Annotated in this window: 14 protein-coding genes and 1 pseudogene; 8 read left to right on the top strand and 7 right to left on the bottom strand. The window is 36.1% G+C overall.

The window, feature by feature from the left end; genetic code table 11:
- Window positions 1–5: 5 nt before the first annotated feature.
- From RT228_RS07980 to RT228_RS07970, 3 genes are all read left to right on the top strand, one after another.
- Window positions 6–773, top strand: a complete 768-nt coding sequence (locus RT228_RS07980) for a hypothetical protein (RefSeq protein ID WP_006256778.1) — start codon at window positions 6–8, stop codon at window positions 771–773.
- Between the two features lie 446 nt (window positions 774–1,219).
- Complete coding sequence (locus RT228_RS07975) at window positions 1,220–2,074, top strand: neutral zinc metallopeptidase (protein WP_006263128.1); 855 nt, start codon at window positions 1,220–1,222, stop codon at window positions 2,072–2,074.
- Between the two features lie 74 nt (window positions 2,075–2,148).
- Entirely contained in the window at window positions 2,149–2,928 is a 780-nt protein-coding gene (locus RT228_RS07970; protein WP_006256780.1) for a hypothetical protein, read from the top strand.
- Here RT228_RS07970 and RT228_RS07965 read toward each other — a convergent pair.
- A complete protein-coding gene (locus RT228_RS07965; RefSeq protein WP_006263127.1) occupies window positions 2,925–4,466 on the bottom strand; it encodes a YifB family Mg chelatase-like AAA ATPase in 1,542 nt (513 codons plus the stop codon). The two genes, RT228_RS07970 and RT228_RS07965, sit on opposite strands and share 4 nt — an antisense overlap.
- Before the next feature lie 311 nt (window positions 4,467–4,777).
- On the opposite strand from RT228_RS07965, the gene RT228_RS07960 reads away from it, so the two are divergent.
- From RT228_RS07960 to RT228_RS07950, 3 genes are all read left to right on the top strand, one after another.
- Window positions 4,778–5,926, top strand: a complete 1,149-nt coding sequence (locus tag RT228_RS07960; RefSeq protein ID WP_006256783.1) for an efflux RND transporter periplasmic adaptor subunit — start codon at window positions 4,778–4,780, stop codon at window positions 5,924–5,926.
- Window positions 5,927–5,995: 69 nt separating this feature from the next.
- Entirely contained in the window at window positions 5,996–9,145 is a 3,150-nt protein-coding gene (locus tag RT228_RS07955; RefSeq protein ID WP_006266648.1) for an efflux RND transporter permease subunit, read from the top strand.
- Window positions 9,146–9,157: 12 nt separating this feature from the next.
- Window positions 9,158–10,630 (top strand): efflux transporter outer membrane subunit, encoded by a 1,473-nt coding sequence (locus RT228_RS07950; protein ID WP_006260798.1) that lies wholly within the window; start codon window positions 9,158–9,160, stop codon window positions 10,628–10,630.
- Window positions 10,631–10,969: 339 nt separating this feature from the next.
- On the opposite strand, the gene mltG is transcribed toward RT228_RS07950, so the two are convergent.
- Genes mltG through dapF form a run of 3 tightly spaced genes read right to left on the bottom strand, consistent with a single transcriptional unit; the run spans window position 10,970 to window position 13,328 of the window.
- A complete protein-coding gene (gene mltG / locus RT228_RS07945; RefSeq protein ID WP_006256786.1) occupies window positions 10,970–12,007 on the bottom strand; it encodes an endolytic transglycosylase MltG in 1,038 nt (345 codons plus the stop codon).
- A gap of 8 nt (window positions 12,008–12,015) precedes the next feature.
- On the bottom strand, window positions 12,016–12,540 hold the full coding sequence (locus tag RT228_RS07940; protein WP_006260795.1) for a GNAT family N-acetyltransferase: 525 nt from the start codon (window positions 12,538–12,540) through the stop codon (window positions 12,016–12,018).
- Window positions 12,541–12,545: 5 nt separating this feature from the next.
- The gene (dapF, locus tag RT228_RS07935) at window positions 12,546–13,328 is read right to left on the bottom strand and encodes a diaminopimelate epimerase (RefSeq protein ID WP_006266647.1); all 783 of its coding nucleotides are present in this window, start codon (window positions 13,326–13,328) and stop codon (window positions 12,546–12,548) included.
- A gap of 134 nt (window positions 13,329–13,462) precedes the next feature.
- On the opposite strand from dapF, the gene RT228_RS07930 reads away from it, so the two are divergent.
- Together RT228_RS07930 and RT228_RS07925 are read left to right on the top strand one after the other, a co-directional pair.
- Window positions 13,463–14,863 (top strand): S1C family serine protease, encoded by a 1,401-nt coding sequence (locus tag RT228_RS07930; protein ID WP_006266646.1) that lies wholly within the window; start codon window positions 13,463–13,465, stop codon window positions 14,861–14,863.
- A gap of 113 nt (window positions 14,864–14,976) precedes the next feature.
- Complete coding sequence (locus RT228_RS07925) at window positions 14,977–16,425, top strand: glyceraldehyde-3-phosphate dehydrogenase (protein ID WP_006266645.1); 1,449 nt, start codon at window positions 14,977–14,979, stop codon at window positions 16,423–16,425.
- Between the two features lie 73 nt (window positions 16,426–16,498).
- Here RT228_RS07925 and RT228_RS07920 read toward each other — a convergent pair whose 3' ends face one another.
- From RT228_RS07920 to RT228_RS07910, 3 genes and pseudogenes are all read right to left on the bottom strand, one after another.
- Complete coding sequence (locus RT228_RS07920; RefSeq protein ID WP_006256791.1) at window positions 16,499–17,068, bottom strand: TlpA family protein disulfide reductase; 570 nt, start codon at window positions 17,066–17,068, stop codon at window positions 16,499–16,501.
- A 173-nt stretch (window positions 17,069–17,241) separates the two neighbouring features.
- A pseudogene (locus RT228_RS07915) lies at window positions 17,242–18,560 on the bottom strand (solute carrier family 23 protein).
- A 133-nt stretch (window positions 18,561–18,693) separates the two neighbouring features.
- Window positions 18,694–20,955 (bottom strand): aconitate hydratase, encoded by a 2,262-nt coding sequence (locus RT228_RS07910; RefSeq protein ID WP_006266640.1) that lies wholly within the window; start codon window positions 20,953–20,955, stop codon window positions 18,694–18,696.
- Window positions 20,956–21,000: the final 45 nt, after the last annotated feature.

The raw sequence follows: 21,000 nt of genomic DNA, 5'->3' as shown, positions 1-21,000 counted from the left end.
AAATCATGAAGAAAATATGTTTTATCCTATGTATGTTTGTATTTAAAGTCGCTTATTCCCAACTAGGAGTAAATACTTCATTACCATTACAACCATTACACATTGATGGAAAAAAAGACAACCCTTTATTTGAAAAACCGAATGCTGAACAAATAAAAAATGATGTAGTTTTAGATGAAGAAGGAAAAATAGGGGTAGGAACTATTAATCCAAATTTTAAATTGGATATTTTGAGTGACACAAGAGGTGCTATTAGAATAGCTGATGGTACACAAGGTGAATCAAAGGTTTTAATGAGTAATGAAAATGGTGTAGGAACGTGGCAGTCTCCTGCATCTATAAGACCTACAATATTAGGAGAACCTAATACTACAACAAAATCAGTTGCTTCACATGTGTTATTAGGTGCTTCTATTAATTTAACACGAGGAAAATGGATTATTAATATCGGGCAACTGTTAAGAAGTAATACTTCTGCATCAACTACTAAAAATAAATGGGTGAGAATAACTCTAAGTAGTAGTAATACTTCTAATACGAAAACAGGGTTTAAATTTATAAGTACTAGTATTTATATTTCGGGATGGTTATCTCCTTCTATAGCTACATACGGAGGTTTTTCTATGTTAACAGGTGTAATACCAGTAGAGGTTACTGCCGATGAGGTTACGTTATGGACATGGTTTGCAGGAGTTGATGAAACAAGTGAGTCTATACCTGCGGATGTTGGTAATAATGGAGAAAATTTTATATTTGCTATGCCTATTAACTAGTTTAAAGTTTCTTTTTAAACTTGGTAAAGTGTAAATCTAACTTTATTACTTTTGACTTATTTGATAAAAGGAGGTATAGGCACATTATATTTCTATGTAAAAAGAAGTATTTCATCAGATATTCAAAGAGTGACTTTTAATGAATAGATAAACAGCATCATTCACAAAATCTCCGCTTTATGTTCCATGATAAATATGACCCTATGTCTCACTCTATTCTAACTTTGTAAAGTACTAGGTACGTGAGATTATAAATTTTGTTTAGTGACGCAAATTTCTATAACCTTTATTTTACAAAAGTAAAGAAGACTTCATAAAGATCATCCCTTTCTAGTTGTTTTAGAAAGGGATGTTTTATTTTAAAACATTCGTTCTACTAGCAATATTCTCACATATTGACCTATACTCCTCTATTTTTCCTATTTTTGCAATAAAAATTTTTCATTATGAAATGGGAAGGTAGACGAGAAAGTAAAAATGTTACTGACAATAGAGGTAAATCTTCAGCTGGGAAAACAGCTATCGGAGGTGGTTTAATTGGTATTATAGCGATGTTGCTATACCTATTTGGAGGAGAAACAGGTAAACAAATAGCTCCTGTATTAGAACAAATGGGTGAAGGTCAACAAACAGAACAAGTAGAAACTAGAAACCTATCACAAGAAGAAGTAGAGATGGGTAAGATGGTAGCTGTGATGTTTGCAGACACTGAAGATGTATGGCACAAGATATTCAAAGAAAATGGAATGCAATACCGCGAGCCTAAGATGGAGCTATTCGATGATAAAGTGAACACACAATGTGGTAGTGCTACTGCTGAGGTAGGCCCTTTTTATTGCCCTGCTGACGAAACAGTGTATATGGACTTAAGATTCTTTGAAGAACTACACACTCGTTTTGGAGCAGATAGAGGTAACTTTGCTATCGCTTATGTTATCGCCCATGAAGTAGGTCACCACGTACAGACTCTATTAGGTACTAATAGTAAAGTACACCAAGCTCAACAAAGTATGAGTAAGAAAGAAGCGAATAAGCTATCAGTAGGTTTAGAACTACAAGCAGACTTCTACGCTGGTGTATGGGCTAAGTATAATCAAAAGTACTTAGATGCTAAAGATATTGATATTGCCTTAAGTGCTGCACAAGCTGTAGGAGATGACGCAATACAAAAAAGAGTAACAGGTCAAGTAAATCCTGACTCGTTCACGCATGGAAGTTCGAAACAAAGAAAAGAGTGGTTTATGAAAGGATTCGAGACTGCGGATATCAAGCAAGGAAATACTTTTGACTTTATCCGATAGATTCACATCTTCCTACCACAAACAAACTAATATTTATAGACAATTAAAAAGACTCTTCTTAAGAGCCTAACCTTATGACAAACTTAAAAGATATACTAGACAATATTAAACAGAATAGTTTTGCACTAGCTCCATTTCAGGTAATGAGTGAAGCGTTTAATTACTACAGAAAGACCTTCTTACTAGTAATTACAACTTTATTACTTACCTTTTTTGCTGCGACACTACTAGGTTCTCTGATATTAAGTCAATTCGTCACCTTAGACCCTAATCAAGATGTTCTACAAGAACAAATTCAGGAAATGACTAGACAGCTAACAGAACCACCTTTTTTCTATTACTATCTTGTATCATTTGCTATATTTAGCGCTCTAGGAAGCATACTTATAGGTGGTTTTTATAAATTAAATGCACAAGTACACTTAAATGAAGTTCCTTCTTTCTTTAATGCATTTAAGTACTTCTTTAATATAAAAGGGCTTTATATCTTTATATCTCATTTATTGATATCACTTGTCTTTATGGCGATTACTATTCCTTTAAAGTTACAAAACCTTGAAATGGTTTCTATGGCTATTAACTGGATCATTAGTACTTTGACCATATTCACTATTCCCTTAATTATATTTGGGCACCTAAAGCCTATTGCAGCAATAAAGAATAGTATCATGGTTGTGAATAAACAACCTATCCCTATCATCCTAACGATAATATTGAACTACTTCTTTTTGATTAGTGGTTTACTATTCTTTGTTATTGGTATTTTATTTGTCTTACCTTATTTATTCGCAGTATACTTTGTGTTGTATAAACAAGTCATAGGATATAATCTAGAAGAGAATAAACAGCGCTAACCTAGCCATCCCTCTCTATCTAGACTACGATATTGTATTGCCTCAGCTATGTGCTGGGGCTTTATATTTTCTGAACCATCTAAATCAGCTATTGTGCGAGATACTTTTAATATCCTATCATAGGCTCTGGCTGATAAGTTTAGCTTATCCATAGCGGTTTTTAATAAGTTTAGCGAATCTTCTTGTAGGGCACAGTACTTCCTTAGCAGAGCAGTAGACATCTGCGCATTATAATGAACTCCTTTATGAGATTTAAATCTATCTGATTGTACTTCTCTTGCCACTACTACTCGCTCTCTGATATCTTGGCTTGGTTCTGACAATTGTTTATCTGACAATTTTTCAAAAGGTACAGGATTTACTTCTATATGTATATCTATTCGGTCTAGCAGAGGACCAGATACCTTGCTCAAGTACCGTTGCATCTCTAGTGGTGTAGACTTGACAGGCGCACTAGGATCATTAAAATAGCCACTCGGACTCGGATTCATACTTGCCACTAGCATAAATGAGGAAGGATACGTTATTGTAAACTTTGCCCGTGAGATAGTCACCTCCCTATCTTCTAGTGGTTGTCTCATCACTTCTAATACCTCTCTTTTAAACTCAGGCAACTCATCTAAAAACAGTACCCCATTATGCGCCAGAGATATCTCACCAGGTTGTGGATAACTTCCCCCTCCTACTAGAGAAACAGATGACGCAGTGTGGTGAGGACTTCTAAAGGGCCTAGACCTCATCAGCCCACAGTCTTTTGCCTTTCCTACTACACTGTGAATTTTAGTTGTCTCTAATGCTTCTTCTAGTGTCATCGGAGGCAGTATACTTGGTAGTCTTTTGGCGAGCATTGTCTTTCCAGAACCTGGAGGACCTATTAAGATGATATTATGCCCACCAGCTGCAGCTATCTCCATCGCTCTCTTGATACTCTCTTGTCCCTTCACATCCTTAAAGTCTATCTCTAGGTGATGCTCAGACTCTTCACTAAACATCTTAGCGAAGTCTAACTCCACTGGTACTAACTCCCCCTTTCCCTCTAAGAAGTCTATCACTTCTTTTATATTACTGACACCATATACCTCTAATCCTTCTACTATAGCGGCTTCCTTCTCATTCTCTTTTGGAATTATAATTCCTTTATACCCTTCTTCTTTTGCCTTTATAGCGATAGGGAGTGCTCCATTAATACACTGTACAGTACCATCTAAGGATAGCTCTCCCATAATAATATAATCCGACAACTCTTCTTGTAATGACATCTGGTTAGAAGCTGCCAAAATACCAATAGCAATCACTAGGTCATAAGCAGAACCTTCCTTACGCAAATTAGCAGGTGCTAAGTTGATTGTTATCTTCCTCCCTGGAAACTTATAACTGTTATTCTTCAATGCTGCGGCTATCCTATAGCTGCTCTCTTTTATCGCATTATCAGGTAGCCCTACTAAGTGATATCCTACTCCTCCATCTATGTGTACCTCTACTGTGATAGTTGTAGCTTCAATCCCAAATACAGCGCTCCCAAACACCTTTGTTAACATAATTTATGAGTATTAATTAATATTTACCTAATAAATTCAATCATTTCTTACTATTCTAAAAACATTATCTTTGCCAATATGTGGAGCGATACCACAAAAAGCAACAACTTTTATAAATAAGATTAGTTAAATTTAAACAATAATGACTATTACTCAATAACACAAAACAAATACAAAAACCTACAAATCAAACATTTATATTTATTAAATTAGTTTTTGATTACAAATAAAGTCGTTTTGGCATTAGTATTGAGTAAGGTTACTGTGGAGATAGACTCTCACCTACAACAACAAATAGTATTTAAAGAATTATGATTACAAGTAGAAAAACAGTTTTAGTAGCATTTTCAGCGTTGATTATGTTTGGTACATTGATAGGAATTAACAGCTGCAATATAGGTTCATCTAAAACACTAGATCCTAAAGAAAATGCTTTAGCCTTACCTATCATAAAAGTAGATACAACAACTGCAATTACAATCAAAGATTATATAGGAAATATAGAGGGAAAAGTAAACGTAGAAATCAGACCTCAAGTAGAAGGTATACTGGAGAAGATTTTCGTAGATGAAGGTGCTTTCGTAAAAGAAGGGCAACCTTTATTCCAAATAGACCCACTACCTTACCAAGAAGTTTTAAACAATATGATCGCTACTGAAAATGTAGAGAAAGCAAAACTTAAAAACGCAAAACTAGAAATAGACCGTCTAAAGCCTCTTATCGATAATGAGGTTATCGCTCAGGTACAATTAGAAACAGCAAAGTCTAACTACGATATCGCGAAAGCTTCTTTGGCTAAAGCTACTGCTGCTGTTAATAGTGCTAAGATTAGTCTTGACTACACTATTATAAAAGCACCTGTAAGTGGATACATCGGACGTATGCCTAAGCGTATCGGTAACTTAGTATCTAAAGGAGATAAAGAACCTCTAACTGTACTATCAGACGTGAGTGAGGTATATGTGTACTTCGGAATGAGTGAGTCTGACTTCTTATACTTCAGCAAAGACAATAAGAAAACAGATACAGCTAGTATCAGCAACGGTCATTACTTACCAGACGTTTCCCTAATCTTAGCAGATGGACACGAATACCCTGAGAAAGGTAAAGTAGATATGATCAATGGACAAGTAAACAGAACAACAGGTTCTATTTCTTTAAGAGCATCATTCCCAAACTCTAAAGACGTGATGAGATCAGGTAATACAGGAACGATCAAACTAAAAGAAACAAACCCTCGTGTTATTCTTATTCCACAAGAAGTAACTACTTCTATACAAGACAAGACTTTTGTTTATATCTTAGATAAAGAAGACAAAGTAAAATTACAGTCTATCGAATTAAATGGAGTGTCAGGAAATAACTTTATCGTATCTGAAGGATTACAAATCGGAGATAGAATTATCAAAACTGGTTTTGATAAACTTACTGAAGGGATGTATGTAAAACCTTTAAACTAGACAAAGTACTATTCAAAAGACAAAAACAGAATTTAGAGTATTTGTACTCGCCTTACAAAACAATTTAATATGTTAAAAGCCATTATAGAACGCCCCATATTAGCCACTGTAATCTCAATTATGTTTGTGTTACTAGGACTAGTAGGGCTTACCTTACTGCCAATTACAAGGTTCCCAGAGATTGCACCTCCTAGTGTAAGTGTATCAACTTCTTACCCTGGTGCCAATGCAGAGACTGTTGCTCAGAGTGTTTTACTTCCGATAGAAGAATCTATTAACGGGGTAGACAATATGACCTACATTAGCTCTAAAGCGAGTAACAGTGGATCAGGAACAATCAACGTATTCTTTAAAGCAGGTACTGACCCTGATCAAGCTGCGGTAAACGTACAGAACAGAGTAAGTAAAGCTGCTGGTGATCTACCATCAGAAGTGAATGAGAACGGTATATCTGTGACTCCTCGTCTTAGTGGTAACATTATGACGATCAATTTCTACAGTGATCACCCAGAAGAAGTATATGACGAAACTTTCTTACAAGCTTATACACAGATTAATATTAACCGTGAATTACTTCGTGTACCTGGAGTAGCTTCTGTGAGCCGTATCGGTGCTCGTGACTACTCTATGAGAACATGGTTAAACCCTGATAAGCTTGCCTTATATAGTTTAACTCCACAAGATGTCATCAGTGCTATCAAAGATCAAAATTTTGAGATTGCACCAGGTAGCTTTGGGGAGACATCTGATGAAGCCTTTGAGACTGCTTTAAAGCACAAAGGGAGATTTAACTTACCTGAACAATACGAGAACATCGTTATTAAAACGAATAAGGACGGTTCTGTTCTATTGCTAAAAGATGTAGCTAGAGTAGAGTTCGGAGCCTCTAACGTAGGTAGTGATAACAGTGTGAATGGGTACCCTGGTCTAACGATGAATATTACACAGACCAACGGTTCTAACGCACGTGATATCGATATCGCAGTGCGCAAAACATTAGAGAGACTGTCTAAATCATTCCCACAAGGAGTGCATTATGAAATTAGCTACTCTGTAAAAGCGCAGATCGACGAATCTATTAGTCAAGTAAGAAGTACACTATTCGAGGCATTCTTCTTAGTGTTCATTATTGTTTACTTGTTCTTACAGGATTTCCGTTCTACGATTATTCCAGTTATTGCTATTCCTATCTCGCTAGTAGGTACCTTGTTCTTTATCTATTTAATGGGATTCTCTATTAATATATTGACCATGTTTGCCCTAGTACTGGCCATCGGTATTGTGGTGGATGATGCCATCGTAGTAGTGGAAGCCATCCACGAGAAGATGCATCATACAGGAATGAAGGCAAAAGAAGCGACAATCACGACGATGAACGAGATTACGAGAGCTATTATCTCTATTACGTTAGTCATGTCAGCAGTATTCTTACCAGTAGGATTTATGCAAGGGCCTGCAGGGATATTCTATAAGCAGTTCGCTTATACCCTAGCCTTCGCTATTTTGATTTCTGCTGTGAATGCCTTGACACTGAGTCCTGCACTATGTGCTTTATTCTTAAAGCAACCATCAGGAGAAGAGTACGCTGCTCAGAAACCTCAAGCAGGATTTAAGAGAGTGCGCAATAAGTTCTTCTTTGCGTTTAATACTGCATTTGACAGTTTTACAGAGAAGTATGTCGTAACGATCAAGAAGTTAATTACTAACAAGAAGGTAGCTATCGCAGGATTAGCCCTAATCATAGGAGTTGGAGTTCTATATCTATACAAGACCCCTTCTTCATTTATCCCTAGAGAAGATGATAGTTACATCACTTACTCTCTAGCGATGCCTCCAGGAGCTTCATTAGCACGTACTAAGGTAGTATTAGCGAAAGCAGATAGTATCTTAAAACAGCGTACGGATATCGAGGGGATGACAGCTATCTCAGGATATAATACGATAGACGGTAATGCCAGCCCATCATTTGCGGTAGGGTATATTAACCTTAAACCGTATAAAGAAAGAGGTAAAGTAAAGAATATAGACAAGATTATCGCAGAGATACAAGGCGATTTATCACAGATACACGAGGCTTCTTTTAACGTATTCCCTAGACCTACTATTTCTGGTTTTGGTGATTTTGGAGGAATTGAGTTTGTATTACAAGACCGTATGGGAGGTGGATTTACAGAGTTCAACCAAGTGAGTGATGAGGTAATTAAACAATTAAATGAAAGAGAAGAAATATCTAATGCCTTTACTTCATTTAAAGCAAACTACCCTCAGTATTTACTTGAGATCGACTATGTAAAAGCAAAATCGTTAGGTGTAAGTGTAAAAGACCTAATGACTACTATCAAGAACTACTATGGTCGTGTAAAAGCAGGGGACTTTAATAGATTCGGTAGAACGTACCGTGTATATATGCAGGCAGACATCCCATTTAGAGAGAGTCCACAGTCCTTCTCTTCTATCTATGTAAAAAACAAAGATGGAGAAATGCTACCTGCTAATACCTTAATTAAACTGAAGAAAGTATTAGGTCCAGAGACCGTAACTAGATATAACTTATATAACTCTATCTCTATCAAAGCTAATCCTGCACCAGGATATAGTACAGGAGATGCGATGAAAGCGATAGAAGAAGTAACAGAACAACTACCTGGTAACTACTCTTATGAGTACACAGGTATGTCATTAGAAGAAAAAGATTCGGGTAACCAAGCGATTATCATCTTTGGGCTAAGTATCATCTTTGTGTACTTCTTATTATGTGCTCAGTATGAGAGTTACTTGTTACCAGTAGCGATTCTATTGACAGTACCGACAGGATTATTAGGGGTAGCCCTATTCGTTAACCTAGCTGGATTACAAAACAATATCTATGTACAAGTAGGATTGATTATGTTGATCGGGTTATTAGCGAAGAATGCCATCCTTATCGTAGAGTTCGCTCTACAACAGCGCAAAAACGGATTGTCGATATTCGATGCTGCCGTAGAAGGAGCTAAAATGCGTCTAAGACCTATCCTAATGACATCATTTGCTTTCGTAGCAGGTTTAATACCGTTGATGTTTACAGTAGGACCATCAGCTCAAGGAAACCACTCGATCAGCTTCAGTGCTGCTGGTGGTATGATATTTGGAGTAATTGCAGGTATATTTATTATCCCAGTATTATTCTATATCTTCCAGACTTGGGACGAAAAACTTAAATCTAAACTTACTAATGAATAAAAGATAGAAACCATGAACACAAAAAGAATTATAACAAGCACTTTATATGTATCGGTGGTTTCCGCAGCTTTAGCCTTACATTCTTGTGCTCCACAGTCTAACTATAAAGCACCTGAATTCGAATTGCCAGAACAGTATAGAGGTCAACTAGACTCTATCAACAATACTAGGGATTCGGTAGGAATAGCTGATATTGATTGGAAGACGTTCTTTGAAGATGAGAAGTTGATTGAATTAATCAACAGTGGATTAGAACACAACTTCGATATGGCTAATGCTATAAAGAATATCGAAATAGCTGACCAAAAGGCTAGACAAGCTAAACTAGAATGGCTGCCATCAGTAGATATGACACTTGGCAATGTAGCTTATCAGTATCGCTCTTCTAATTACTATGGATCAGCAGCAAGTAAATACTACGAAAATAAAGGGAAAGACGCTCCTAAGAATATGTATGTCAACTCTGCTCAATACGTCTCTTCTCTAAGTGTAAGCTGGGAATTAGACGTCTGGGGAAAGATGAAGAGCATGAGTGCTGAAGCTCTAGCGAACTATCTACAGACTCACGAAGCTCGCAAAGCGGTACAGACTACTCTAATCGCTAATATAGCAGAAGGATATTATAACTTACTACTGCTAGATGCTCAGATGGAAGTAGCTCAGTCTAACTATGAATTGACGAAGAATACCCTAAAGATAGTTGAACTACAACGAGATGCAGGTCAGACCACCTCTCTTGCTATTCAACAGACGCGTAACCAAATGCTAGTAGCAAAGGCGTTAATCCCTTCTCTAAAACAGCAAATAGCAGTTCAGGAGAATGCGCTATCCCTGCTTACAGGACAGCTACCAGATGCTATCGAGCGAGATACTAAGTTAGCAGAGGTCAACTACCAAGAAACACTGACAACAGGAGTACCACTATACTTAGTGAGTCAGCGTCCTGATGTACAACAAGCAGAGCTAGCTCTAAAAGCGAGTAATGCAAGAGTAGGTGTAGCACAGACTAGCAGATACCCTTCTCTTACAATAGATGTAACGGGAGGATTAAATAGTATGTTAGGTAAGAATTGGTTTAATATACCTGGTTCTTTATTCGGTGGGTTAATAGGTGATGTAGCCGCTCCTCTATTTAATAAGCGAAAACTAAAAACAGATTATGAAGTAGCTAAAATAGAAAGAGAAAAAGCAGAAATAGATCTTCAGAAGTCTGTCTATACAGCTATCACAGAGGTATCTGATGCCTTAATCACATTAGAGACAGTGAAAGAGCAGATAGAGATCGCTGAAGAGCAAGTAGCGACTTCTAGATTAGGGGTAAAGCAATCTAACTTACTATTTAACAGTGGATATGCAAACTATATAGAGATTATCAATGCACAAAAGAATATGCTAGATAGTGAGCTGAACCTAAACAAATTAAAACAGAACAAACTAATTTCAAGAGTAAAACTATACCAAGCTCTTGGTGGTGGATGGAAATAGTACTCCACATTTATACTCTTATAATCTATACCAGAAAAGGCTGTCCGTGGACAGCCTTTTCTATTACTCTTATTTTAGCTAGATTGTACCTAGATTGCGAATACCTCATTAGTACTTATATCGTATGTCCATACTCACTCCGTTATTTTATACACATTAACGGACTTGCTACGGACTCATAACGGACTCACTACGGACTCATTCGAAACAAAACAGCATGAGTATTTATAGTAAAGTCATACAACATTAAATCCCTATAAACTATATTTATATTCCACTTCAGAAGTATAAATATAAAAAAAGCTGTCCAAAATTAGACAGCTTACTTCTATTATTTTTTTAATTGATACCTGCTTGATTTAGCCATGCGCTATACTTTCTACTGTTAGCATTATGCTGAGCTAGTGTTACCGCAAACTCGTGATATCCTAATCTATCTACACTTGCACAGAAGTACACATAATCGTGTTTCTCTGCATTCAACACTGCATCTATACTAGACTGATCTGACATAAAGATAGGTCCTGGAGGTAGTCCTGTATTCTGATACGTATTATAAGGTGATGGTATCTGAGTATCCTTTAGATATACTCTTTTGATCACTTGTTTAAAATCGTTAGTATGTAGTTTCTTAGCATATACTACAGTAGGGTCTGCTTGTAATGGCATTCCTAACTTAATTCTATTTAGGTACACTCCTGCTACTTTTTCTTTCTCGTCTGCTTTACTCGTTTCTTTCTGAACAATAGAAGCTAAGATAGATACCTCTACAGGTGTTAGCCCTAGAGCTTTTGCTTTCTCTTGACGCTCAGCGTTCCAGAATCGGATGTACTCCTTATGCATCTTATTACGGATTTTCAAAGGGCTTACATTCCAATAGAATTCATATGTCTCAGGTAAGAAAGAGACTAATACACTTTCTTTAGTAAATCCATTTTCTTCTAAGAAACTAGGTTCATAGAACGTCTCTAAGAAACCTATACTATCCGTCTCAAACATAGAACCTAATCTCCCTGCGAAATCTTCTATTCGCTCAAGGTTGTTATACGTTAGACGCACAGGTACATTCTTTCTAAGTGCCTCGATGATGTCATAAGTATTCATTCCGTTTCTAAGTTTAAAACGACCACTGAATACATTAGACGGATAACTGCGTTGTTCGGCTATTTCTACGAAACCTTCTTTATCATTTAGATAAGGTTCTAATACCTTTAATACAGAATGAAAGTTATCTTCTTGCTTAATGTAGATAAACTGTTCTTCATCCCAACCTTTTAAATTAGGCGAAAACGCCTTACCATACCATATATACAAGTATCCTAATAGTCCAAATCCCCCTAGAACAACTAGAATAACTAAGATGTTTTTTAACTTCATAATTTTATTTAAAATAATAATTGATACAACGCTTCGTCTTTATAAACTCCGCCAACTCTTTCCCAATCTTTCTTTATACCTACTAGTTTAAAACCGTATTTTAAAAACAGTTGTTGACTAGGATAATTATCTACCGAAATATTAGCATACAGCTGGTGCAAACCTAATACTTCTTTGCCATAATTAATAACTAATTCTAATGCTTCTGCTCCTGCTCCTTTCCCTCTATCCTCTGGGTGTTGGATTACAATACCTACACCTGCTCTATTGTTCTTAGGGTCAAACTCAAATAGATCAATCAGTCCTAATGTCTGCTCTGTATCTATATCACAGATTACTAATCGCAACTGCTTTACTTCATAGATATCGAGATGAGCATTCTCTAAATACTGTCGAATCAAGAAGCGACTATAAGGTGTCACCGTATTACTAACTTCCCATAGATCAACATCATTCTCTACCTGATAGATGAACTCTAAATCTTCTGGCTCTAAAGCACGTAAAAATATAGCATTCCCACGAATATGTAACATCTTTTTTATATTTCTATTGTCCCTTCAAACGCTAGTTTGGCTGGTCCGCTTAATACTACATTTCTATAACTAATACGATCCTCTGTCTCAAAACTAATCGTCAGACATCCTCCCTCTACATCTATCTTCACTTCATTGTGATCACACTTCCCCTGAGCATACATCGAGATAGCTACTGCAGTAGCTCCTGTACCACACGATAAGGTCTCGTCTTCTACCCCTCTCTCGAATGTGCGTATTCTGAAATGATTAGGTCCTTCCTGCTCTACGAAGTTTACATTAGTTCCTCCTGGTGCGTATAATTCACTCTCTCTTATCTCTTGTCCTATACCGAATACATCATAATTTCCTAAATCTCTCACTACCTGTACATGATGAGGTGATCCCGTATTTAAAAAGCTGTATGACTTCTCTATCTCTATCCCTGACACATTGATCATCTGTAGCGATACTATCCCCTCACTACTAATGGTAGCGGTATGTTCTCCATCTATAGCTATAAAACGGCAATTGTCATTAATTATTTTTAATTGTTTCGCAAAGGCTACTAGACATCTACCTCCATTACCACACATGGTACTCTCACTTCCATCTGCATTATAATAGACCATTCTAAAATCATATCCTTCTGCTTCTTCTAACAAAATCAAACCGTCTCCACCTATTCCAAAGCGTCTATGACATAAATGTGCTACTAATTCCTTGTCTTCTTTAGGAAAAAAACTAGTGCGGTTATCTATCATTACGAAATCGTTACCAGTTCCCTGATATTTATAAAATCTCAACATATAGCTAATCTTACTTAAAGTGGTAAAAATACAAATAATGTATGTTAAAACACGGTGTTAAGTGATGGTTAAACATCATTTTGTTCAAATTTTTATTTAGTAATTTTAGTCTTATTTAATTAATAGATTTATATATGAAAAAGATCTTAGGTGTTTTTTTAATTTGTTTATTAAGTGGTAGTATGACACTGGCTGGTTATAAGTATTTTTTTGAAAATCAAAACAATACTGAACTAAGTAAACTAGAGGATGTACCCTCTGCACTTTCTACTACTAAATCTTCTATTATCCCAAATTCGTCTATTGATTTCGTTGAAGCGGCTGAAAACACTGTAAATACAGTAGTCCACGTCAAAAATCTAAGCTATGTATCTTCTCGTTCTAACCCTATTATGGAACTATTCTATGGGTATAAGCCTTCGCCAAAACCTCAGATAGGAACAGGGTCAGGTGTTATCATTACTGAAGATGGTTATATCGTCACGAATAACCACGTGATCGCTAATGCTTCTGAACTAGAAGTGACACTCTCGAATAATGAAACGTATAAAGCGAGACTAATCGGTACGGATAAAGAAATGGATATCGCACTATTAAAAATAGAACCAAAAGAGAAATTATCTTATATCGTATTTGGAGATTCTGACGACATTCAACTAGGAGAATGGGTTATCGCTGTAGGTAATCCTTATAACTTAACCTCTACAGTGACAGCAGGTATCGTATCTGCTAAAGCTCGTAATCTATCTAAGACAAGTATTCAGTCTTTTATACAAACAGATGCCGCTATCAACCCTGGTAATAGTGGTGGTGCCTTAGTCAATACTAAAGGAGAATTAATCGGTATTAACACCATGATCTCGTCTAACACAGGTGCTTATGTAGGGTACGCCTTCGCTGTGCCTTCTAATGTAACGCGTAAGATAGTTGAGGATTTATTAGAATATGGAAATGTACAGAATGCTACTCTAGGGGTATCTGGATATGAATTAACTCCTCAAATTGTCAAAGAGCTCAACATTAGCAATACTTCTTTTGGTTTTTATATTCAAGATATAATAACGAACTCTGGTGCAGCTCAGGCTGGATTAAAAAATGGAGATATTATCACTAAGATTAATAATAAAGAGATTAAGACCTTTGTAGACCTCCGCTCAATCATTAATACTAAACGCCCTAAAGATATAGTAGCAATAGAATATCTAAGGGGTAACGATACGCATAGTACTTCTATAACACTTGGTAAGAATGAACCTCGCAAAATAGGGTTTAGAGGATTAGAATTACAAGAACTAGATACAGCCGAAAAAGAAGAGTTAAACATCAACTACGGATTTAAAATAACGAAGATATTAGACAAGGATTTTGCGAAATATGAAGACGATTTGATCGGTAGTATTCTCCTTTCTATCAATGATATTAAAGTTTCTAACATCAATCAAATTAAAAATATCGACTCTCAGGTTAATCAAAATCAAAAAATAAAGCTCACTTTAATGAATAAAAACGGAGAATACCTTCGTTTACTAATATAATCGTAAGGTTCACCCAATAAATACACTAAAAAGAGTATTTTAAACTTTCCAACTTGATTAATTCATTAAAAAAACAGACTTTTGCAGTAATTTATCACAACACAATTTAATATATGAAAAATACTAGTCTTTACGAGAAAGAATTAGCTTTTCAAGCAGATCGTAGAAAAGCATGCGTAGAGTTTATTAAGATTATTAGTGACCTATGGTATGACAAGTCTATTGAACTATTAATGTTCCGTAACCAACTTATCGACCGTAGCGTTAGCGATATCATTAACTTACACGAGTATGCTGCAAAATTTGTTGGGAAACCAATCAATATTTTTGATTCTGTAGAAATAGCTGAAGCGATTCAACGAGCTGACTTACCACCTTCTAGAATCGATATCGGTCGTTTAACTTATGAATATCACTTAGAAGACAACAAGCACAGCAATGCTTTAGACTTTGTTATTTCTAAATTAAAAGACGCTAAAGAAACAGAAGAATTAGTACCTAAAGACGTAGTACTTTACGGATTCGGACGTATCGGACGTTTATTAGCTAGAGAGTTAATGAATAAAATCGGTAAAGGACAACAAATGCGTTTAAGAGCAATTGTAACTCGTGATAAAAACGATGCAGTTCTTTTAGAAAAACGTGCTTCTTTACTTAAATATGACTCAGTACACGGAGACTTCGAAGGTTCAGTAATCGCTGATCCTGAAAACAATGCTTTAATCATTAACGGTACTACAGTACACATGATTTCTGCTAATGCTCCAGAAGATATTGACTATACTCAATACGACATTGATAATGCTTTAATCATCGATAATACAGGTGCTTTTAAAACTGATGAAGATTTAAAACGTCACTTAACTTCTAAAGGTGCTTCTAAAGTATTATTAACAGCTCCTGGAAAAGGTGTACCAAACATCGTTCACGGTGTTAACCACACTGAGTATGATCCAAACCAAGTAGATATCTGGTCTGCTGCTTCTTGTACTACGAATGCTATTACTCCTATCTTAAAAGTAATGGAAGATAACTTCGGTGTAGTAAAAGGACACTTAGAGACTATCCACGCATATACAAATGACCAAAACTTAGTAGATAATATGCACAAGAAATACCGTCGTGGTAGAGCTGCTGCATTAAACATGGTTATCACTGAGACAGGTGCAGGAAGTGCTGTAGCTAAAGCGTTACCATCATTAGCTGGTAAACTTACTTCTAACGCTATCCGTGTACCAGTACCTAATGGATCACTTGTAGTATTAAACTTAGAGGTTGGTAAAGAAACTTCTGTAGAAGATTTAAATGAAGTAATGCGAAAAGCTGCTCTTAACGGAGACTTAGTAGAGCAAATTAAATATTCTATCAATAACGAATTAGTATCATCTGATATCGTAGGAACATCTGCTCCATCTATTTTTGACAGTAAAGCTACTATCGTTTCTGCAGATGGTAAAAACGTAGTTATGTACGTATGGTATGATAACGAGTATGGTTATAGCCACCAAGTTATCCGCTTAGCTAAGTACATCGCTCAAGTTAGACGTTATACTTACTATTAGTAGATAGTAAGCTTAATATATAAAAAAGTCCAGCATTAGCTGGACTTTTTTTATACTTCTATGTATTACATTTTTATTTCAATAATTCGTCTAGTGTTACTCTAAACTTAGAGCTATTCCAATCAGCTGCCCTGAACTTACGCACTACTATATTTCCTTTTTTATCTATTACATAAGACGCTGGTATAGATTCTGAAAACAAGACAGCAGGAGCTGCATTCTGCTCAAAATAAATAGGTAAAGTATACTGATGCTTCTCTTTAAAAGCCTTTACCTTATCAGGAGACTCTGAGGTAACGAAAAGAAATACTACTTTATCTTTATAATCGTTATAAAGCTCTTGAAAGCTAGGTTTCTCAGCTAAACATGGAGGGCACCACGTAGCCCAAAAGTTAATGATAACCACTTTTCCCCTAGTCTTATCTAAATCAAAAGTTTGTCCGTGCTCATCTATTAAATGCCATGACTCGTAATTCACTGTTTGTTGATTTTCGACTTTCTCTAAGCTAGGACTCATAGCCACAAGCCTATTCAACCACACCTTCGCACTATCTCCTAAAGGAGTAAATAAAAAAACTCCTAATACTAAAATAAATATAGCATTAGATATCCATCCTTTCTTCTTGGTATTCTTCTCACTCATACTCTTACTTTATTCAATATTTAAATCTAGAATACTCATTATACAAATACTACAAACCTATTCTACGTTATAATTATTGTACAATCACTTTTCGTTTATCTTTTTATAATGTATTCTGAGTTAAATATATAAAGAAGTCGCCACAACAAAAAATGTACTTATCTAAAACTGCACTAAGATTTTCTAAACATATCGTCAAAGTCCACATCTACTCTTCCTGGTAATACGATATTTAATACTATCCCTATAATAGATGCCAATGCCATTCCTTCTAATGAGAATAATTCTCCTATATGAATAGCTGCTCCTCCGATACCGATAATCAATATAACTGATGAAATAATCAGGTTTCTCTTTACCTTAAAGTCTACATCATTCTCAACTAACATTCTCAATCCACTCGAAGCAATAATACCAAATAAGAGAATAGAAACACCTCCCATTACAGGTGCAGGTATCGTACTTAACAAAGCTGATATCTTACCACAAAAACCAAACAGAATAGCAAAACATGCTGCTCCCATAAATATATATATACTAAAGGCTCTTGTAATAGCTAATACTCCAATATTCTCACCATAAGTAGTATTAGGTGGTCCTCCTATCAATGAGGCTAACATAGTAGCTACTCCATCTCCTAACATACTCTTATGCAATCCAGGATCTTTTATTAAATCTTTATCAATGACTTTGCTCAATACCAACTGATGCCCTATATGCTCTGCAATAGGTACAATAGCTACAGGTAACATCAATAAAATAACATACCATGACACAGTAGGCTCGTAATGTACAAAAGGAACCATAAAACTAGGCACTTCAAACCAATTAGCTTCAATTACTCTTTCGAAGTGAACCACTCCCATGATTGCAGAAAAACAATAACCTCCTACAATACCCACTAGCACAGGGATAACACTAAGAAAACCTCGGGTAAATATTGCTGTAATAATCGTTATGGCTAACGTTACTAGACCAATCATGACGTAAGTTAGGTCATATTCCCTTGAGGATTATTAGTCACCATACCGATGGCTGTACTCGCTAGTCCTAATCCTATAACCATAATAACAGGCCCAACTACAATAGGTGGCAATAATCTCATTAACCAATTAGTACCTGCCTTAGCAATTAGTAATGCTACTAAAGAATAAACAACTCCTACAAGAAAACTACCTACTAAAAAACTACCTACGGGCATTCCTGAAGAAGGATCTGTCTCTAAAGCTTTCATTGCTATAATAGGGTTTATAAAAGCAAAAGAAGAGCCTAAGTATGAAGGAACTTTCCCTCTAGTTATAAAGATAAAGACCAATGTACCAATACCACTCGATATTAAAGCTATAGCAGGATTCATTCCTGTCAAGGTAGGAACTAAAACTGTCGCTCCAAACATCGCAAATAAATGTTGGACACTCAATAGAATCCACTGCCCTAATTTAGGCTTCTCATCTACTGCTAATACTATTTTCTTATCCTCTATATCACTCATTTGTTGTCTTGTTTACTAGTTATAACTAGAGTGCAAAATTAGTTAATTCAAAGTTAATAACACCTCTATTCAAACAGATAAAAAAAGGTACCTCAATTGAGATACCCTTTATAATATAGAATTGTAGAGTTAATTACTTACCTGCTGCAATTAAGTTTAATGCAGAACCTGCTTTAAACCATTCTATTTGACTAGCGTTATACGTATGGTTAGCCATGATGATGTCCTTAGATCCATCAGCATGTACGAACTCTAATGATAACTGTTTACCTGGTGCAAACTCAGTTAAATCTAAGAAGTTGATTGTATCATCTTCTTTTATCTTATCATAATCAGCTTCATTAGCAAACGTTAAAGCTAACATTCCTTGTTTCTTTAGGTTTGTTTCATGAATACGTGCAAAAGACTTCACTAATACAGCTTTTACCCCTAAGTGACGAGGCTCCATAGCTGCATGTTCACGAGAAGAACCTTCCCCATAGTTTTGGTCCCCTACTACAATAGTTGGTACACCTGCTGCTTTATAAGCTCTTTGAACTGCAGGTACTGCTCCGTAAGCACCTGTCAGTTGGTTCTTCACTTTATTTGTCTCGTGATTAAAAGCATTCTCTGCTCCTATCAACATATTGTCAGAAATATTATCTAAGTGCCCACGGAAACGCAACCAAGGACCAGCCATAGAAATATGGTCTGTAGTACATTTACCAAAAGCTTTAATCAACAATTTAGCTCCAGTAATGTTCTTTCCATCCCATGGAGTAAATGGCTCTAACAATTGTAAACGACTAGAAGTAGGGTTTACATCTACTACTACATTTGAACCATCAGCAGCTGGTGCTTGATATCCAGGATCCTCTACTGCAAAACCTTTAGTCGGCAATTCATCACCTGTAGGAGGTACTAATTTTACTTCTTCTCCATTATCGTTAATTAGTATATCTGTGATAGGGTTAAAACCTAAGTCACCAGCAATAGCTAAAGCAGCTACCATTTCAGGAGATGTTACAAAAGCATGGGTATTTGGGTTACCATCCGCACGCTTAGAGAAGTTACGGTTAAACGAGTGAACAATAGTGTTTTTCTCTTGTTTATCAGCTCCTTCACGATCCCATTGACCGATACATGGCCCACAAGCATTGGTAAATACTTTTGTTCCCATCTTCTCAAAAGTCTCAATGATACCATCTCTTTCAATTGTATAACGAATTTGTTCAGAACCTGGGTTAATACCAAATTCTGCCTTAGGAGTGATTCCTTGAGCTACTGCTTGTTCTACAATAGAAGCCGCTCTAGACATATCTTCATAAGAAGAGTTCGTACAAGAACCTATTAATCCCCATTCTACTTTTAATGGCCATCCGTTAGCTTCTGCTTCTGCTCTCATTTTTGACACAGGAGTTCCTCTATCTGGTGTAAAAGGCCCATTAATATGTGGTTCTAATTCTGATAAGTTTATTTCGATTAACTCGTCAAAATATTTTTCTGGGTTAGCGTACACTTCAGCATCTGCTGTTAAGTGTTCAGCTACCTTATCAGCAGCATCCACTACATCTTGACGACCTGTAGCCGCTAAATATCTTCTCATTGAATCATCGTATCCAAATGTAGAAGTTGTCGCTCCTATCTCTGCTCCCATATTACAGATAGTACCTTTACCAGTACATGACATAGAAGTAGCTCCTTCACCGAAATACTCTACGATAGCTCCTGTTCCTCCTTTTACAGTAAGAATATCAGCTACTTTAAGAATAACGTCTTTAGGGGCAGTCCAACCGTTTAACTTACCAGTTAATTTTACACCTATTAATTTAGGAAACTTTAATTCCCAAGCCATACCAGACATTACATCTACTGCATCAGCCCCACCTACACCTATAGCTAACATACCTAGACCACCAGCATTAACTGTATGTGAATCTGTACCTATCATTAATCCTCCTGGGAAAGCATAGTTCTCTAATACAATTTGATGAATAATACCTGCTCCTGGTTTCCAGAAACCAATACCATATTTATTAGATACAGAAGATAAAAAGTTAAATACCTCTGATGATTGGTTTTGTGCTGTTTGAAGATCTGTAGCAGCACCTACTTTTGCTTGGATTAAGTGATCACAGTGTACTGTAGTTGGCACGGCTACCTTTTCTTTTCCAGCATGCATAAATTGTAATAAAGCCATCTGAGCTGTTGCATCTTGACACGCTACACGGTCTGGTGCAAAGTCTACATAGTCTTTACCTCTCTCAAATGATTGTGATGGTGTTCCATCCCATAAGTGAGTATATAAAATCTTTTCTGAAAGTGTTAATGGACGACCTACTAATTCACGAGCTTTTGCTACGCGGTCAGGCATCTTATCATACACTTTTTTAATCATTTCAATATCAAAAGCCATAATAAAGTTCTTTTTTTACAATTTAAATTATTAAGACAATTTACA

The sequence above is a fragment of the Myroides sp. genome, from assembly GCF_032073645.1.
Lineage (GTDB): Bacteria > Bacteroidota > Bacteroidia > Flavobacteriales > Flavobacteriaceae > Flavobacterium > Flavobacterium odoratimimum.
Note: the sequence above shows the minus strand (reverse complement) of the source record. Positions and strands in the feature narration are given on the sequence as shown.

Coding starts and splice junctions, on each gene's coding strand:
- RT228_RS07980 (WP_006256778.1), top strand. CDS start 6: ATGAAGAAAATATGTTTTATCCTATGTATGTTTGTATTTAAAGTCGCT.
- RT228_RS07975 (WP_006263128.1), top strand. CDS start 1,220: ATGAAATGGGAAGGTAGACGAGAAAGTAAAAATGTTACTGACAATAGA.
- RT228_RS07970 (WP_006256780.1), top strand. CDS start 2,149: ATGACAAACTTAAAAGATATACTAGACAATATTAAACAGAATAGTTTT.
- RT228_RS07965 (WP_006263127.1), bottom strand. CDS start 4,466: ATGTTAACAAAGGTGTTTGGGAGCGCTGTATTTGGGATTGAAGCTACA.
- RT228_RS07960 (WP_006256783.1), top strand. CDS start 4,778: ATGATTACAAGTAGAAAAACAGTTTTAGTAGCATTTTCAGCGTTGATT.
- RT228_RS07955 (WP_006266648.1), top strand. CDS start 5,996: ATGTTAAAAGCCATTATAGAACGCCCCATATTAGCCACTGTAATCTCA.
- RT228_RS07950 (WP_006260798.1), top strand. CDS start 9,158: ATGAACACAAAAAGAATTATAACAAGCACTTTATATGTATCGGTGGTT.
- mltG (WP_006256786.1), bottom strand. CDS start 12,007: ATGAAGTTAAAAAACATCTTAGTTATTCTAGTTGTTCTAGGGGGATTT.
- RT228_RS07940 (WP_006260795.1), bottom strand. CDS start 12,540: ATGTTACATATTCGTGGGAATGCTATATTTTTACGTGCTTTAGAGCCA.
- dapF (WP_006266647.1), bottom strand. CDS start 13,328: ATGTTGAGATTTTATAAATATCAGGGAACTGGTAACGATTTCGTAATG.
- RT228_RS07930 (WP_006266646.1), top strand. CDS start 13,463: ATGAAAAAGATCTTAGGTGTTTTTTTAATTTGTTTATTAAGTGGTAGT.
- RT228_RS07925 (WP_006266645.1), top strand. CDS start 14,977: ATGAAAAATACTAGTCTTTACGAGAAAGAATTAGCTTTTCAAGCAGAT.
- RT228_RS07920 (WP_006256791.1), bottom strand. CDS start 17,068: ATGAGTGAGAAGAATACCAAGAAGAAAGGATGGATATCTAATGCTATA.
- RT228_RS07910 (WP_006266640.1), bottom strand. CDS start 20,955: ATGGCTTTTGATATTGAAATGATTAAAAAAGTGTATGATAAGATGCCT.